The organism is Hymenobacter seoulensis (genome assembly GCF_054780535.1).
Window position 1 is genome coordinate 999,810 of the sequence record NZ_BAAGWD010000002.1, and the last position, 16,303, is coordinate 1,016,112.

Sequence of the window (16,303 nt, forward strand, 5' to 3'; positions counted from 1 at the left end):
TCGTAAGCAGTGGTCCACTGGAAGCATACACGCAGCTGATTGACTTAACTAGGTTGGAATAGCCCCGATTCCTATAAAAATTGGGGCTCCCTTAGACTCAGTAGAAATATTATTTTTGCTCAGCTAATCTAATTATAATCTGCTATAAATAAGGGCATTGTATCTTTGCTACATTGTTGAGCTAGTTAGCTTAACCCTTCTCCTTACTTGTACTTCTTTGAAACTACTTTTATACGGATTGGGCTCACAAGCCGAATTAGCGTATTACTTCTTTACACATGACAGTGCGTACGAGGTAGTGGCTTTTTGTATCGAGGCAGCCTATATGCCAGAAGATGAGTCTACACTACTCGGCTTGCCTATTGTGGCGTTTGAGCAAGTGAGTAACCTATACTCGCCCCAGGAGGTTAAGATGCATATTGCGGTGGGTCAGCAGGCCGCTCGACACCGTCTATACTTAGCCGCCAAGCATCTCGGCTACTCGCTTGCGAACTACATTGCATCCCGCGCCCAAGTGTGGCCTGATTTACTTATAGGAGAGAATGTCTTCATTGATGAAGTAAGCTCCATTCATCCTTTTGTTACCATTGGAAACAACGTCATGCTTATTGGAGCACGCGTTGGGCACCATAGCCACATAGGCGACCATGTATTGCTATCAGCATGTACGCTTGGTGGGAGCGTACAGGTAGGTAATCACACTTTCATTGGGATGGGAACGGTTGTGAATGAGCATGTGCATATCGGTGCGAACAATATTATTGGTTCGGGCTGTCTAATGAATCGGCCCACTACCGATAACGCTATCTTCTCTGCTCCAGCTTCTAAACCTCGGCGTGTAGACGCCACCCGGTTTACTCTATTCAAATAAACAATAGTGCCCTGTGGTGCAAGGATAGGGGGCACTTTGTCATCTTTTCTGGATAACCACCTTGATCTGGCCCCGAATGTCGGGTACGGCTCTTCTTGGGTGAAGACAGCTGGTAGCATGCCTTTTAGTAAACAGCCCCAGCTTCTCGCAAGAGCCAAGGCTTTATTTGCTAGCTAATCTTTCTACTTACAAGCTTTAACGAAGAGAACGGCTAATTGAGTGCTTTGGTAATTTCCTTTCTCAAATACATACTCTTTGCCATCTCTATCTAAGTGGAAACCTTGGAGGTGCAAGTAGGCACTAACCAGCTCTTTATGTTCATCATTGAACGCTGGGAAGTATTTGTCTTTAATAAATCCCAAGGCTATCAGATTTGAAAAGTAGAAACGAACTCTTTCTGGTACATATAGTAAGGCTAAAATATGTTCTGGTATTTTTTTGTAGACCTCAGGCTTTCACCTACAGAATGACCACTGTAAGGCACTGCGAATTTCGATCTATGAATGATCGTCAAATATGCATTCTGCCCATACCTCGCTCCAGTAACAGTACTTCATTAGGCGTTAAGCTCTTAATTAATGATATAAACCTAGGATGTACCTCTGTGGCGTAATCCACATTCGAAGCGTTAGCCAGTAGGTTGATATAAAGCTCACTCAATTTTAGATTTGTTGTACGGCCCAAACGCTCAATTATTGGGACACCTATTTCAGGTGCAACCTCTACAATCTTTTCTTCGGGTACGTTTTCAAGCTTAAGTCGCAGTTGCTCCATATAGTACTTATAGAGCATTTGGTTGGCATCATTTACTCCTTGAACTGGCAACAAAAGAGTATTCGTTAGACCTAATACTGTAGATAAAGCCTTGCCTACCTTTCGAACTCCAGGCTTGGCTAGGTCGTCATACAATCCGAGTAATATTTTCTCATTCATCTTAGCCAGCACTGCGGCTCCGCCGGCTAAAACAGATTCTAAAGTGTAGGGTGGGATGCTATTTAAATCTATTTGAATAGGTAAAGGTTGAGTAAACTTGAATGAGGAAAGCTAACTAAATTGATCGAGGCCGAAGAGTCGAGTACAGCTCATCTTCAAAGTACACATCTCAGTACTGTTTACTCACTTGGTACACATTGTAGGTGTACCCATCCAGTGCTTTGAACTTGCCGCGCCACGTCACGGTGAGAATAGGCCAGCCACTTTCCAGCGTTATCAGGTTGCCCGGCTTCTACTTGTAGTCACCTAGGGTAAGCATGCTAATGGTATGGGGCACTCGGGTGATTCAGTAGTTTTGGCTAAACTATAACCTGAACCTATGTATGCTTTTGAATCGAATGCTAAGTGGCTACTTACCGTGAAGGTAGTTGACCGTTACGCTGACCCACTTCAATTTGCTTTTGAGCGGGGCATGTTTGATCAGGACACAGTACACATTGAAATCTCGCAGTACGGCTGGGCACAGATTGGCCCTTCCCAATCTGCTGGACTGCTGATAGACCGCTACTTTGAGTAGTATCCGGAAGAGTTGCAGCGTGTAGGCTACCGCGTGGTGACTTCCTGTGTGATGAGTGCCCTAGGCTTAGACCGGAGCTAAGGCTATTATACTTTAGTAATTCAGTTCTGCCTGCACGGCATATATATTCTGGTGATAGAACGGAATGTTACCGCCTTTTACCTCTGGGTTGGGTTGGTGAAGGCATCTCTGTACCTGACTAATGTGCGTATAAGCGGGAACGTAACCGCTCACTAGCTCTAGCATTTCAGAGGCCAGGTGCTCCTGAATTTCTTCAGGGTAGTCGTTGAAGCGCCTACCCATTAGTCCCCGAGGCCGCCATGCTCGGCAGCACTATTACTACCATTACATGCCGGGTTACTTGAAGCAATGGGTACCCAGTTCTGTAGAAATTCGTGTAGGCTAGAATAATGGTGCACATCAGCGCCTATCACCACCGCTTGAATAAAGTCTCGGCAATTATCCAAGGCAATAGAATACGTTCTGCCATTCTCAAATTTACTGGTAGATTCCCTTTGTAGACAAAGGTTTCAGTCATAGCACCAAGGGTAGGAGAGAGGTAGTATATGCGCTTTTCACACACTCAGTCACACACCAGAAAAACAAAACCCCGATTCTGAATCAGAACCGGGGTTTATATTAGTTGTTGTGGTCACGTAAGGAGTCGAACCTTAAACCTTCTGATTCGTAGTCAGATGCTCTATCCAATTGAGCTACGCAACCAATTTTCACCATTTCGGGAGCGTTCCTCCGTTTTGGTTGTGCAAAGATAGCAGGGAAAAACTGGGGCGTGCAAACTGTCAGGCAAAATTTCAAGCAAAAACCATAGCTAAGACGTGCAAGATGCTGAATCTCAATTGAAATTTTTTTGCTCCTGTTTCACACTTTTCTCCAAAGAACGCTTCACGGCCCGGGTAAACAAGAAATATAGCCCGAACAACGATACCGCAATCAAGACCACTACCAGCACTTTGCCGGTGGTGCCAGTATCGGGGTCTTGGATCAGGAGCAATACATCCTGGGCTTTGGTTCCTAGCCAGTAGAAGAACAGCGTACGGGGTAGCATGCCTACTACGGATGCCGTCAGGAATTTGCCCCGCGGTACGCCCATCACGGCCAGAATAAAGGTTATCATGGCGAAGGGTAGGACCGGCGAAAGGCGCGTAAGCAGCACCAGACGCCAACTGTCGCCGCGTAGCTCGTGCATAACGGCGTGGGCTTTCGGAAACTTTTCCAGCAGCTGAATGAGCTTGCCCTTGTCTAGGGAGGTAGCGAGCATATGCCCGAACAAGGCGGCGAGCATGTAGGTCAGGATCATGCCCGGAAAGCCAGCCCAATCAAAATAAAACGCTGTAACTAGCACAACCACTGTGGTGTGCGTCAGGGCAAACGTCATGGTAAACGCTACCCCCACAAAGTACAGCAACATCTGCAGTAAGGAAGGGTCCTGCAGCCACCCCGCATTCTGGTGCAGGCCCCAGGCCAGAGCACTATCGCCGACCAGCGGCAGGAGCGCCATTAGAAACAGCGAGACGATGGTGGAGGTATTCTGGTGAAACAGTTCTTTCAGGAAAGCCATAGGCAAGTAAAACAAACGGGCCGGCGCACGAGGGCCGGCCCGAATGTAAGAACGTAAAAATGGCTCCGATGGCTATGCGGGTGTCTCGTCGCTAGGGTCGCCGCCGGCCAAAACCGGCTGTAGCTCATCGTCCTTGGCTTTGCCGCCGAAGAACCGACGAATGGCCGTCCAGGCGCCGGCGAGCAGCGCCAAGCCAATTTTCCAGAACTTGAGGATGATGGCAAAGAAGCCCACCTTCGCTAGCACCTTGCCGGCCACTAAGCCGCCAATGCCGTAGGCCGCTACTTCATCCAGCTCGGGATTAAAATCGGCGTAGCGCAGGCCTTGCGCAAACGAAACGCTTTTGATCACGGCCGGAATGGTGCTGCGTACCTCGGCCAGTTGGCTGGTTTCGCCCACAGCATTGAGGTTTAGCACACCTTTGCGGCCTAGTAGGCGCACGTTGTAGTTGAGCGTGTTGGTAGGGGAATTGCCAAACTTGAGCACTTTAGCCCAGTGCAGCACGTTCAGGCCCTTGTCGTAATAGGGCTTGGCAGCCCAACCCACCAGCGTCACGGGCTCGTAGCCGGCTTGCGTCCGTTCGGCGTTGGCCTCTTCCGTGTCGGACTGCATGTCCTTCAGCAGATCGTCGTAATCAATATCGGCCGCGTCGTCATCTTTCACGTAGCCCATACCTTCGTATTCCAGCACAAAGGCCCAGTTGTTTTTGCTGAGTGGGCCTCGGTCGGCGGGCATCAACATACCCAGCGACGAGCCATCGGGGTTACCCCACACCTGCGTGAGCAGGCGCTTGCTTTGGTCGGCATCGAGGTAGCGAAAACCAGTGGGTACGGCTAATTCACCCAGGTTTTCGGGCAACTGCACGCGGCCGGTCTGGTAGTGAAAAGTAGCATTTACTGAGTCGACGTATGCCTGCATGCGGGCCGCAGAGTCGAGGGCAGTAGGAGGGGTAGGCGCGGCGGTAGCTGTGAGGTAGCCGCACGCTAGCGCCGCTAGGAGTAGTAGTTTTTTCAAACAGATAAAGAAAAAGTGAATAGGATTTTAGGGGAAAGATAGAAAGTAGAGATGATCAGCACAACTTCAACAAACGGCTCCGCGCCTCGGCCGTACAGGACTAGGTACCTTCTGCGCCTGAACCGGTTGTAATAGCTTCTTCTTCTACCTTTGCGCTCCAACTCCTGAACCTCTTCGTTTCAACGACCACCCACATGAAATTCGGAACCAAAGTAATTCACGCCGGTGTGCATCCGGACCCCACCACCGGGGCTATCATGACGCCTATTTACCAGACCTCGACCTATGTGCAACGCTCGCCCGGCGACCACAAAGGCTTCGAATATTCCCGCACGCACAACCCCACCCGCACGCAGCTGCAGGATGCCCTAGCGGCTCTGGATGGCGGCAAGCATGGGCTGGCCTTTGCTACCGGCATGGCGGCCATCGACTGCATTGTGAAGCTGCTGCAACCCGGCGACGAGGTGATTTCGACCAACGACTTGTACGGTGGCTCGTACCGTCTCTTCACGAAAGTATACGCAGCGTATGGCATCAAATTTCACTTTGTGCCCATGCACGACATGACGGCCGTGGAAGCGGCCGTGACAGAGCGCACCAAGCTGATTTGGGTGGAAACGCCTACTAACCCGCTGCTGAACGTAATTGATATTGCTGCTGCCTCGGCTGTAGCTAAGAAGGCTGGTGCGCTGCTGGTGGTGGACAATACTTTCTCGACGCCCTATCTGCAAACGCCGCTGGAGCTCGGCGCCGATATGGTGATGTACTCGCTCACGAAGTATATGGCCGGCCACTCCGACACGGTGATGGGTGCCGTGGTGGTGAACGATGACCAGTTGCACGAGCGCCTAAGCTTCTACCAGAACGCCTGCGGTGGCACACCCGGTCCTCAGGACTGCTTCCTGGTGCTGCGCGGCCTCAAAACGCTGCACGTGCGCATGCAGCGCCACTGCGAAAACGGCCGCAAAATAGCCGAGTACCTCAAGAGCCACCCCAAAGTGGAGAAAGTGTACTGGCCCGGTTTCCAGGACCACCCCAATCACGCCATTGCGGCCAAGCAGATGCGGGATTTTGGGGGCATGATTTCTTTCGTGCTGCAAGGCGACCGGAAGGAAGACGCCATTGCCTGCCTGGAAAAATTCGAGCTATTCTCGCTGGCGGAAAGCCTGGGCGGCGTCGAAAGCCTTTCAGGCCACCCCGCTACCATGACGCACGCCAGCATTCCGGCCGAGGAACGTCGCAAGGCTGGCCTCTCGGACTCGCTGATTCGCTTGAGCGTGGGCATTGAGGATGCCGATGACCTAATCGAAGATCTAAAGCAGGCCATCGGGTAATGTGCACCAGCTGGTTAGCAGTTGTATCAGGGTTGGTGTTGGGAACGGCCGGCGCAGCTGTAGCGCAGCAGCAACCTCAGGTGGCGGCTGCGCCCTTCAGCCGGGCCAATATCGTGCTCGTGCAAACCTCCGCTCGCCCTGATTCAGTCTTGGCGCAGCTTCAGCAACATCTGCAGGCCCATGGGTTCATTATTGATACCCTGGATGCCACGCGAGGCCTACTCACCACTAAAGTGATAGTGCCGGCCCAGCGCCCAGCGGAGCAGCTTAAGCTCCGGGCAGTGCGCCAAGAAGCCGGTTGGAAGCTGACTGGGCTGTTTACCATAGAAGGCCCCGGGCGTGGGCAGGCCACGGCTTTTCCTGCCCAATACTTGGGCCTAGAAAATGCACCAGCAAAAACTGCTTTCCGCGAAGTGGAGGCACTAGCCCGCGCCGTACCACGAGGCCGCCTGAGCTACAGCCGGGCCAAAGTCAGCTTCGGGGCTTTAACCAAGCTAGAAGATGCCTTAAAGGCCGTCTGGTAACCTGCTGCACAACGTTTACCCAGCTGCCCGGCCATTTGGTCGGGCAGTTGTGGTTTAGGGCAGTGTAGGTGTAGCTCAGTAGGCTAGTAGCTCTGCTGCTACCAAGTCGTGGGGTATTCTTAGAACTAGTGTGGCACAAAGGAATTGCCTTGGTGCAATCTGGGTTATGCGCAATGGCGTACGTCATTGCTCTACCTCCTACAGCCCTATTACACATGCGGATTCTGCTCTTCTTGTCCTTGCTACTCAGTTTCGGCTGTGAGCAGTCTAACCCGGCACCAGCGCCGGCTCCTACAAGCACCACTCCAACCGCTCCTGTCACTCCGCCAAGCACCGCAACCGTCAGCTTTCTTTCGCTCGGCGACTCGTATACCATTGGGGAAGGAGTAAGCGAAACGGACCGCTGGAGTGTGCAGTTAGCGCGGTTGGGACAAGCTGAGGGGCTAGCAACGCCCGACATTATTGCTCGCACTGGCTGGACTACTGGGGCACTGCTACAGGCTATTGCTTCCGCGAACAATCAAAAAAAATACGAGTTGGTTTCCCTCATGATTGGCGTAAACAACCAATTCCGGGGGCTGCCGGTGGCCACGTACCGCTCTGAGTTTCGGGAATTGCTGCAAACCGCCATTCAATTTGCCGGCAACCGGCCGGGGCGCGTAGTAGTGCTGTCGATTCCAGATTGGGGCCGCTCGCCCTACGGCAGCAGCTCCGACCAGGCCCGTATTTCTACTGAAATCGATCAGTTTAACGCCGCCGCTAAGCAGGAATGCGCTCAGGCTGCAGTAACCTACATTGATATCACCGACCTAACCCGGGCCGCTGCCACCGACCGTACGCAGTTTGCCTCCGATGGCTTGCATTACTCCGGCAAACACATGCAGCAGTGGGCCGATCGGGTGCTCCCAACGGTGCGGCAGCTGCTGAAGTAGACTTCGGGCCGAGTTATTACCTAGGAAAGTAAAGTAAACGGCTGGGCTCTGCGTCAACAGTTGCAGGCGGTTTAAGTAGTTTCCCTGCCTAGTAGCTATGAAAACACCTTCCCGCTTTACGGGCAAAAAGTATCTGAACACCATTCCCACCAGCATGTCGGCCGATTACGGGCGGATGATGCGGCGGTGGCTTACGGGTAAGGAAGAGCGGGAGCCTCGCAGCCCACTAGGCCCGTTCCGCGCTGATGTTGCGACTTTGCAGGAGCCCGTGTCGGCCAGCGCGCTGCGGGTAACGTGGTTTGGGCACTCGAGCACCCTAGTAGAGCTCGATGGCAAACGATTCCTGACTGACCCCGTCTGGCGCCTGCGGGCGTCGCCGGTAGCTATAGGACCTAAGCGCTTCTTCGCGCCGCCACTAGCCCTGTCCGAGCTGCCAACCCTCGACGGCGTTCTGATTTCGCACGACCACTACGACCACCTCGATAAAGAGGCCATCCGAGCCTTGATGCCGACCGGTGTGCCGTTTTTTTGCCCGCTGGGAGTAGGCAAACACTTGCGCCGCTGGGGCGTGCCGGCTACCCAAATAACCGAGCTAGACTGGTGGCAGGAAGTTAAAATAGGCGATACGCACACATTGGTGGCTACCCCGGCCCGTCACTTTTCCGGCCGCGGCCTCACCCGCGACGATACGTTGTGGGCCTCGTGGTGTGTGCTCGGCCCCACGCACCGCGCCTTCTTCGGCGGCGACTCAGGGCCCTATGAAGAGGGTTTTCGCGAAATAGGGGAGGCGTATGGCCCCTTTCAGTTAGTAATGTTGGAAATAGGTGCCTACGACGACCAGTGGGCCGATATCCATATGGGTCCCGACGAGGCCTTGGTGGCGCACCAGGCCCTAGGCGGCGGGGCGCTACTGCCCTTGCACTGGGCCACATTTAACCTCGCTTTCCATAGCTGGCACGAGCCCGCCGATCGGCTAGTAGCCGCCGCTGGCCCGAAAGTACCGTTGCTGCTTCCCGCACCTGGGCAGCGAGTGAATGTGGCAGATGGAGTGCTGCCCGAAAGGTGGTGGGCTGCCTACCGTGGGGAGGTAGTAGGTGCCTCAAGCCCAGTACTAGTAGCTGAGCAGTAAAAAACACCTGCAAAACAAAATCCTGGCTTATCTGTAGTTGATATCCTGTGCCGAAGAAATGCCGTATGCTTTTTTGGACCAGCTATTTTACTTTTGCCGCGTGAAAAATATCTTCTCAGCCGCCTGCTACGTGCAGAAACATCGGCTGAATGCTACCTGCTTTTCTACTCCCAACACGGTTGAGCCAGCGTGTGTTTGCGCGGCTGCGGTTGGGTGTTGTTGCTGTTGTTAGCCTAGAAGGCTGCCGTTAAGCAGCGTGGCGGCAGTTGCGCCGCCTTATTCCTCTCAGTTTCTGGGGTTGCTTTTCGTAGCTAAACGCTATCAGCTTTTGGGCGCCGTTGTGCGTATGCACGAATGAAGCCTTTCTGTAAGCTCCGGTGAGATAGTGGTGGGGTGCCCGTGGGGGCGCTGTTGTACTGCACAGAACTACAAGCTAGTAAAGTTAAAATCTGCCACTAGGCCACTTAGGTTGGCCTAGTGGCCTTCGCACTCGTTTCTTTTTGCTTTTTGATATGAAAAATTTATTCTCCGCTCGAATAGGGCTGGTTACGGCAGTGTCGCTGTCGAGCTTTGCCGCCGTTGCCCAAAATGTGGCCGTAACGGGCCGCGTAACGAATACCGCCGGCCAAGGCCAACCGGGCGTTACGGTACTGGAGCGCGGCACCAACAATGGCACCAGCACCGATGCGGATGGCCGCTTCAGCTTAAGCGTTTCGCCGGCCGCTACCTTGGTGGTTTCTGCTATTGGCTCCACCACCCAACAGATTCCGCTGAACGGCCGCACTAGCCTGGAGGTGCGCCTGGCTGATAATGAAACCGCGCTGAACGAGGTAGTAGTAACTGGCTCGCGCGCTACAGAAGGCCGCTCCAACATCCTGACCACCTCGCCCGTTGATGTTATTTCGGCCCGCGAAATCAAGGCCTACGCCCAAACCGACGTTACGCAGATCCTGACGTACATCGCACCTTCCTTCCAGAGCACCCGCCAGACCGTAACAGACGGCACCGACTTCGTGGACCCGGCTACCCTGCGCGGCCTGGGACCCGACCAGGTACTGGTGCTGGTGAATGGCAAACGCCGCCACACCTCGGCGCTAGTCAACATCAATGGCACGCCCGGCCGCGGCTCCGTGGGCACTGATATGAACGTGATTCCGCCGGCAGCTATCAAGCGCATTGAGGTGCTGCGCGAAGGTGCAGCCGCCCAGTATGGCTCCGATGCCATTGCCGGCGTCATCAACATCCAGCTCAAAGACGACACTACCGGCGTACAGGCCAGCAGCACCGTAGGCCAGACGGTAGAAGGCGACGGTGATTTATTTCAGGCCGATGCCAATACGGGTTTCGGGCTGGGGCGTCGGGGCTTTGTAGATGTAAGCGGACAGTTCAGCAACCGCAGCTACTTCGACCGCAGCGGCCGCGACACGGCACCCCTCATCTATAAAGGTACCAGCAGTGGCAACTATCCTGCGGGTCTCTCCAACGACCAAAAGCGCGCGCTCAAAGCTGAGGATGACGCCCTGATTGCCCAAAATGGCTTCAACCGCCGCAATATTCGGGTGGGCGCTTCGGACACTCGCACCTACGGGGGCTTTCTGAATGCGGCCTATACGTTGGCCCCGGCCAGTGGCCTAGAGGCTTACATAGCTGGTGGTATCACGCGGCGCACGGGCAAGGGTGGGGCACTCTACCGCCTACCTACCCAAACCACGCAAATCGACCTAAGCATCTATCCGAACGGCTTCCTGCCTTTTATTAACAGTACCGTCGATGACCAGTCGATTATTACCGGTCTGCGTGGTAATGTCCTGGGTTTCCAGGCTGATCTAAGCAATACCTTCGGCCGCAATAGCTTGCGCTACGACATTACCAACACGCTGAACGCCTCGCTGCCGCTGGGCACCAGCCCGACGGAGTTCTACGCGGGCACGCTTGTGTTTCAGCAGAACACCGTGAACTTAGGCTTCTCGCGCAAATTCACCAGCGTACCCGTACTCAGCACCCTGAACGTGGCGTTTGGTGGCGAGTACCGGGTAGATAACTTCCAGATTAAAGCTGGTGAAACCGGTTCGTACGCCAACGGCATCAATGAGCAGGGTCGGGTGATTACACCGGCCAGCGGCAATACGGCCGCTACCTATGCCTCAGCTGGCTCGCAGGGCTTTGCTGGCTACCGCCCTTCTGATGCTACCGACCGCTCCCGCAACAACGTGGCCGGGTACATTGACTTGGAAAGCGACATCACGGAAAAGCTGCTGGTGAGCGTGGCCGGCCGCGCTGAGCGCTACAGCGACTTTGGCAACAACGTAAGTGGCAAGCTGGCCGCCCGTTACAGCATCCTGCCCGATTTGGCAGTGCGCGGCAACATCGGCAATGGCTTCCGGGCGCCTTCTCTGCAGCAGCGCTACTTCACCAACTCCAGCACCCAGTTTACCAGCGGCGAACTGCGCGAAGTACTGACCACCAACAACGACAACCCCCTAACGCGCGCCTTTGGTATCGGCCCTCTAAAGCAGGAAAAGTCGAAAAACTACAGCTTGGGCCTCACGGCACGGGTACTCCGCACGATTACGCTGACCGTGGACGCGTATCAGATTGACATTGATGACCGGATTGTGCTCAGCAGCCAGTACAACCGCGGCAACGCCACCGTAAACCAGATTCTGGGCACATTGCCTGTGCAGGGCATCCAGTTCTTTGCTAACGCCGTGAACACCCGCACCCGCGGCCTCGATGTAGTAGCTAATGAGCGCCTGAACCTGGGCCCCGATAGTCGCCTGAGCCTGACGGCCGCAGCCAACTTCAACGAAACCACCGTGCGCGGCTTCAATAGCTCATTTATTATTGATGCAAATCCTGCGTTGCAGAACACGTTGTTCGACCGCGCTCAGCGGGCCCGCCTGACCAATGGCCAGCCCCGCAGCAAAATCAACCTGAGCGCCGACTACGCCTACAAAATATTCAGTGCCAACCTACGGACGGTGCGCTTTGGAGAGGTGCAAACCAAGGACAGCAACCCCGACCGCGCCTTCATCGACCAGACGTTCTCGGCAAAATGGGTAACGGATTTGGTACTCAGTGCCCAGGTTATTAAGAACCTGAGCCTAAGTGTGGGCGTGAACAACCTGTTCAATGTATACCCTGACCGCCTCTATCAGGATCCTAACAACAATGAGCAGAGCCTGGCTTATAGCACCCTTGATGCTACCAACCGCGGCCGCTTTCAGTACAGCTCCAACCAATTTGGGTACAGCGGAGCTTTCTATTTCGGGCGCGTGAATTTCTCACTCTAAGTAGGTCATTTGCTTAGGCACATGCTTTGTGCAAAGCCGCTTCTGCAACCGCAGGGGCGGCTTTTTACTTCCAGGCCACCCGTGTCGTTTCAGCTAAGCAGAGGGGTTTTCCTTGAATAACTCTCGTCGCTCGGCTTTACGGGTTAACTGTACGTGTCATTTTATGGAATCCTGCTTACACACTTTAAACGGCCTAGGCTACTTTACAAACAAAAGCGCCGACTCTCAGGAGTCGGCGCTTTTGTTTAGGGGTTTCGTAACGTTACTCACGTACTAGCCTTACCAATTGCTTACCATCGGCGGTTCGGGCGAAGTATAGGCCGGCATTTACTGTTTCAGCGGGTTGCCAGGTAACGGTACCATCGGGGCGGCTTGTAAGGAGAGCAATAACGCGGCCCAGGCCATCAAGTACCGTTACGGGTTGCGGCTTGGCTATCTGGAAGGACACCTGGGTATGAAATGGATTGGGGCTGGCCGGCAGAAGAAGTGGCCTAGGGGTAGTAGCACCCAATATTTGGTTGGTCACTAGGAATGTAATGGTGCGTACTTCGCTGGCATTAAGAGGGCAGCTATCATCGGCTACTCCTACCGCGAGGCGGTATCGGCCCATCGGAAGGGTGCTCGGTACAGTCCAGGTTAGGCGAGCCTGGGTGGCGTTCAGGGTTTGCAACGTGGCACCGGGAACTACCTCAGGAGCATCACTTACGAAGCGAAGTTTCTGGCCCGCATCAGCATCAGACGCGGTAAGCGTCAGGGATACTTTCTGGCCTGGGTTCACCCGAATGACCTGTTCAAGCGGTTGAGCCGTAGTGCCGTTGTTCACGGTAAGGCCAGTAAACGTAGGGTTGAGGCTGGAACTGGTATAGGCCCGATACATCTGGTCGCGGGTTACGCTGCCAATCTTCGTCCAGACGTTGTTGAGCTTTCGGTATTCATCTACCCGAACGGGCAGCACATAATCGCCTAGTACTAAAGCTGCTGAAGTAGGAAGCAGCGCACCCGTAGCAGCATCTATAGTAAAATGAGGAGCCGCCGAATAATTTGGGATTTCAGTGCTGCAAGCGAACTGCTGTTCCGATGCTGCAGTGTTTTCTCGTGGCGCCACAATCTGATAAACCAACGAGTCGCCGTCTATGTCAAAGGCGCTGGAGCTGTACTGGTGAACCTGATTGCCGCTCAGATACGGCAGCTTGTAGGAGGTGAACTTGGGAGAGGAATTTACCAAGCCGCTAGAGTTATCCAGAAACGACTCAATATGCTGGCTGTGCTGGATTGCCTGGTTTATGTTGAGAATAGCTGGTGAGCGGTTTATCTGCCATGTACTCAGCAGCCAACGGCCAGGCGGCAACGTCACATCCCCCTCGAAAACACTTGCTTCATCTAAATATATCCCACACCTGATGGCATCAAGAGAGATGACTTTCGTACGGGGTAGGTTTACAACAAAGCTTCCGGCAGAAGCAGCATCGCAACTATTCTTGGTGCAATGCAAGGAAATTGATCCTCCAAAGTCAGCGACTCCGGGTCCTTCCGTTCTAAACAACCGGACCTTGATGTGGTAACGGTCTGCTGAACCAGCAATAGGCTCATACAGAATTTCACCTCCAGCGGCGTGCGTGGCCCAAGCGTGGGTAGATACCAGCAGCCCGCCCAGCAGTAGTAACCAGAATCGAAGGATAATATTTTTCATAAGTTTCAGATTAGTAAAGAAATAAGATATGGCAATATACCAAAAGAGCGGAGCCAGACATGCTGGCTCCGCTCTTTTATAGGAAGTGCCCCAAGCCTACTTGCCGCCGGCGGTAGAGTTGCTGTCTAGAATCTTGAGCAGCTCGTTGAGTTTGGGCGTGAGAATGATTTCGGTGCGGCGATTCAGGGCCTTATTAGCGGGTGAGTCGTTGGCGGCTACGGGCACAAACTGCGAGCGTCCGGAGGCCGTAACGCGGTCGGGCGCTACTCCTCCCGAGGTGAGCAACCGGGCAATTTCGGTGGCGCGCAGCACGCTCAGGTCCCAGTTATCCTGCATGGCGCCGGCGGGCCGGCTGAACGGTACGTTATCGGTGTGGCCTTCTACCACCACATTCACATCGGGCTGTTGCTGGAGCACCACGGCTAGCTGCTTTAGTGCCTCCTGGCCTTTGGGGTCAACTTTGGTAGAGCCGGTTTTGAACAGCAGCTGTTCCGAAAGCGACACGTACACTTTGCCATCCTTCATCTTGACCTGCAAATCGGTGCCTTGGAAGCCGCGCAGGGCGTTGCTTACGCTGGCCTTGAGGTCGTCCACGGCTTTGTCTTTATCGGCCAGTGCTTTTTGTAGCTCCTTTAGGCGGGCTTCGCGGGCGGTGAGGTCGGCGTTGAGCTTATCGATGTCGGCGCGGCTTTTCCGCAGGCTAGTGTCTAGCTCGCCTAGCTCGGCTTCGCGGCGGGCTAGGTCCTTGGCTACCTTATTATAGTCGGCCGATTTGTCGGCCATGGCGCGGTCTGAGTTTTTAAGCAGCTTGTCATACGAGTCCGTGAGCTGGGCATTGAGCTGGCGCGTGCGGCGCAGGCTGCGGCCTGTTTCAGTCGAGTCATCAATGAGGCGGCGGCTTTGCAGGCGCAGCTCGGCTAGCTCATCGGAGGCTTTTTTCAGCTCTGATACCGCTTGGCGCTGCTGGCGTTCCAGGTCGGCTTTGGCTTGTTCGGTAGCGGTTTGGCGGGCTCTTAGGTCGTCGTATTTCTTAGAGGCCACGCAGCCTGGCAGCGCGGCAGAGGCCAGAAGGGCGCAAACCGCCAGAGTAGAAAAGTTTTTCACAGAAAGTACGCGGAGTAAGTGCAACAACGGAAAGCCGGCTCAACTGCCCGGTTTTCTCGCGGCAAGGTACAGCACCTTCGCCGGATGTGCTACCCTAGGCGCCGCGGCAAAGCCAGCTTTCACGCTATATTTAACGTAGCTGCTACCTGCTCATCGTTACTCTAACCCGTTCAGCCCATGGCGTCTATCCTCGAAGGACTTCCTGCCGAAACCACTGCGTTGCTGGAGCACGCATGCCACACTATCCCAAAAGAGCAACTGCACCTTCCCGGGCCCGATTTTCTGGACCGTTGCTTTGTGCCATCCAGCCGCACCCCGCAGGTACTCCGGAGCCTGGGGCAGCTTTACAACCATGGGCGACTAGGCGGCACCGGCTACCTCAGCATTCTGCCCGTCGACCAGGGAATTGAGCACACGGCCGGCGCTTCCTTTGGGCCAAACCCCATGTACTTCGATCCGGAGAACATCATTAAGCTGGCGCTGGAAGGCAATTGCAATGCCGTAGCAACCACGTTTGGCACCTTTGGCACGGTAGCGCGGTGCTACGCTCACAAGATTCCGTTTCTGGTTAAAATCAACCATAATGAGCTGCTGAGCTACCCCAATACCTACGACCAGATTCTGTTTGGCTCCGTGGAAGAAGCCTGGAACCTGGGAGCGGTGGCGGTAGGGGCTACCATTTATTTTGGTTCGGAGGAATCCCGGAGGCAGATTCAGGAAATAGCGGCGGCCTTTGAGCGTGCCCACGAGCTAGGCATGGCTACCGTGCTATGGTGCTACACGCGCAATAACGCCTTTAAAACCAAGGATAAGGACTTTCACGTGTCGGCTGACCTCACTGGGCAAGCCAACCATTTGGGCGTCACCATCGGGGCCGATATTATCAAGCAGAAGCTGCCTGAAAATAACGGCGGCTTCAGCACGCTCCAGTTTGGCAAAACGCACCCGGCCATGTACGAGCAGCTTTCCTCCGACAACCCCATTGACCTGACGCGCTACCAAGTGGCCAACTGCTACATGGGCCGCATTGGCCTGATTAACTCTGGCGGCGAAAGCCTAGGTGCCGGCGACCGGCAAGTCGCCATCCGGACGGCCATTATCAACAAGCGCGCTGGCGGGCAAGGACTTATTTCCGGCCGTAAGGCCTTTCAGCGGCCCTTCGCCGAAGGAGTAGAGCTGCTACATGCCATTCAGGATGTGTATCTTGATGATTTGATTACGTTGGCTTCACCAGGAAGCAAGGGCTAGTAAACATACCTTAAGTAAGCAGAACCGTTGTTAGGGGCTGGCAGAGGGCTACTTGCGTAGATAAAGTGCCTGCAG

13 protein-coding genes and 1 tRNA gene are annotated in these 16,303 nt (G+C 54.4%); 8 read left to right on the forward strand and 6 right to left on the reverse strand.

Annotation, left to right across the window (positions count from 1 at the left end; all coding sequences use genetic code 11):
- Nucleotides 1-217 precede the first annotated feature (217 nt).
- Nucleotides 218-871 carry an acetyltransferase gene (locus ACYVHC_RS12150; RefSeq protein WP_460613978.1) on the forward strand — a complete coding sequence of 218 codons (654 nt, stop codon included), beginning with the start codon at nt 218-220 and terminating at the stop codon, nt 869-871.
- Between the two features lie 510 nt (nt 872-1,381).
- On the opposite strand, the gene ACYVHC_RS12155 is transcribed toward ACYVHC_RS12150, so the two are convergent.
- On the reverse strand, nt 1,382-1,804 hold the full coding sequence (locus tag ACYVHC_RS12155) for an Abi-alpha family protein (protein WP_460613979.1): 423 nt from the start codon (nt 1,802-1,804) through the stop codon (nt 1,382-1,384).
- 379 nt (nt 1,805-2,183) lie between these two features.
- Here ACYVHC_RS12155 and ACYVHC_RS12160 point away from each other — a divergent pair, with 379 nt between their 5' ends.
- Entirely contained in the window at nt 2,184-2,381 is a 198-nt protein-coding gene (locus ACYVHC_RS12160) for a hypothetical protein (protein WP_460613980.1), read from the forward strand.
- 649 nt (nt 2,382-3,030) lie between these two features.
- On the opposite strand, the gene ACYVHC_RS12165 is transcribed toward ACYVHC_RS12160, so the two are convergent.
- The 3 genes from ACYVHC_RS12165 to ACYVHC_RS12175 all read right to left on the reverse strand — a co-directional run bounded on the left by ACYVHC_RS12165 (nt 3,031) and on the right by ACYVHC_RS12175 (nt 4,974).
- Nucleotides 3,031-3,104, reverse strand: a tRNA-Arg gene (locus ACYVHC_RS12165).
- Nucleotides 3,105-3,234: 130 nt separating this feature from the next.
- Nucleotides 3,235-3,960, reverse strand: coding sequence for a TVP38/TMEM64 family protein (locus ACYVHC_RS12170; RefSeq protein ID WP_460613981.1), 726 nt, complete (start codon nt 3,958-3,960; stop codon nt 3,235-3,237).
- A gap of 72 nt (nt 3,961-4,032) precedes the next feature.
- Nucleotides 4,033-4,974 (reverse strand): DUF2167 domain-containing protein, encoded by a 942-nt coding sequence (locus ACYVHC_RS12175; RefSeq protein WP_460613982.1) that lies wholly within the window; start codon nt 4,972-4,974, stop codon nt 4,033-4,035.
- 194 nt (nt 4,975-5,168) lie between these two features.
- On the opposite strand from ACYVHC_RS12175, the gene ACYVHC_RS12180 reads away from it, so the two are divergent.
- From ACYVHC_RS12180 to ACYVHC_RS12200, 5 genes are all read left to right on the forward strand, one after another.
- Entirely contained in the window at nt 5,169-6,308 is a 1,140-nt protein-coding gene (locus tag ACYVHC_RS12180) for a trans-sulfuration enzyme family protein (RefSeq protein WP_460613983.1), read from the forward strand.
- A complete protein-coding gene (locus ACYVHC_RS12185; protein ID WP_460613984.1) occupies nt 6,308-6,832 on the forward strand; it encodes a hypothetical protein in 525 nt (174 codons plus the stop codon). Before ACYVHC_RS12180 ends, ACYVHC_RS12185 begins: the two co-directional genes overlap by 1 nt.
- Nucleotides 6,833-7,047: 215 nt before the next feature.
- Nucleotides 7,048-7,764, forward strand: coding sequence for an SGNH/GDSL hydrolase family protein (locus ACYVHC_RS12190; protein ID WP_460613985.1), 717 nt, complete (start codon nt 7,048-7,050; stop codon nt 7,762-7,764).
- Nucleotides 7,765-7,861: 97 nt separating this feature from the next.
- On the forward strand, nt 7,862-8,893 hold the full coding sequence (locus ACYVHC_RS12195) for an MBL fold metallo-hydrolase (RefSeq protein WP_460613986.1): 1,032 nt from the start codon (nt 7,862-7,864) through the stop codon (nt 8,891-8,893).
- Between the two features lie 512 nt (nt 8,894-9,405).
- Nucleotides 9,406-12,186 carry a TonB-dependent receptor gene (locus tag ACYVHC_RS12200; protein ID WP_460613987.1) on the forward strand — a complete coding sequence of 927 codons (2,781 nt, stop codon included), beginning with the start codon at nt 9,406-9,408 and terminating at the stop codon, nt 12,184-12,186.
- A gap of 262 nt (nt 12,187-12,448) precedes the next feature.
- Here ACYVHC_RS12200 and ACYVHC_RS12205 read toward each other — a convergent pair whose 3' ends face one another.
- Together ACYVHC_RS12205 and ACYVHC_RS12210 are read right to left on the reverse strand one after the other, a co-directional pair.
- A complete protein-coding gene (locus ACYVHC_RS12205) occupies nt 12,449-13,540 on the reverse strand; it encodes a hypothetical protein (RefSeq protein ID WP_460613988.1) in 1,092 nt (363 codons plus the stop codon).
- Between the two features lie 432 nt (nt 13,541-13,972).
- Nucleotides 13,973-14,980 carry an OmpA/MotB family protein gene (locus ACYVHC_RS12210; protein WP_460613989.1) on the reverse strand — a complete coding sequence of 336 codons (1,008 nt, stop codon included), beginning with the start codon at nt 14,978-14,980 and terminating at the stop codon, nt 13,973-13,975.
- 177 nt (nt 14,981-15,157) lie between these two features.
- On the opposite strand from ACYVHC_RS12210, the gene ACYVHC_RS12215 reads away from it, so the two are divergent.
- Nucleotides 15,158-16,228, forward strand: a complete 1,071-nt coding sequence (locus ACYVHC_RS12215; RefSeq protein ID WP_460613990.1) for a class I fructose-bisphosphate aldolase — start codon at nt 15,158-15,160, stop codon at nt 16,226-16,228.
- Nucleotides 16,229-16,303 lie beyond the last annotated feature (75 nt).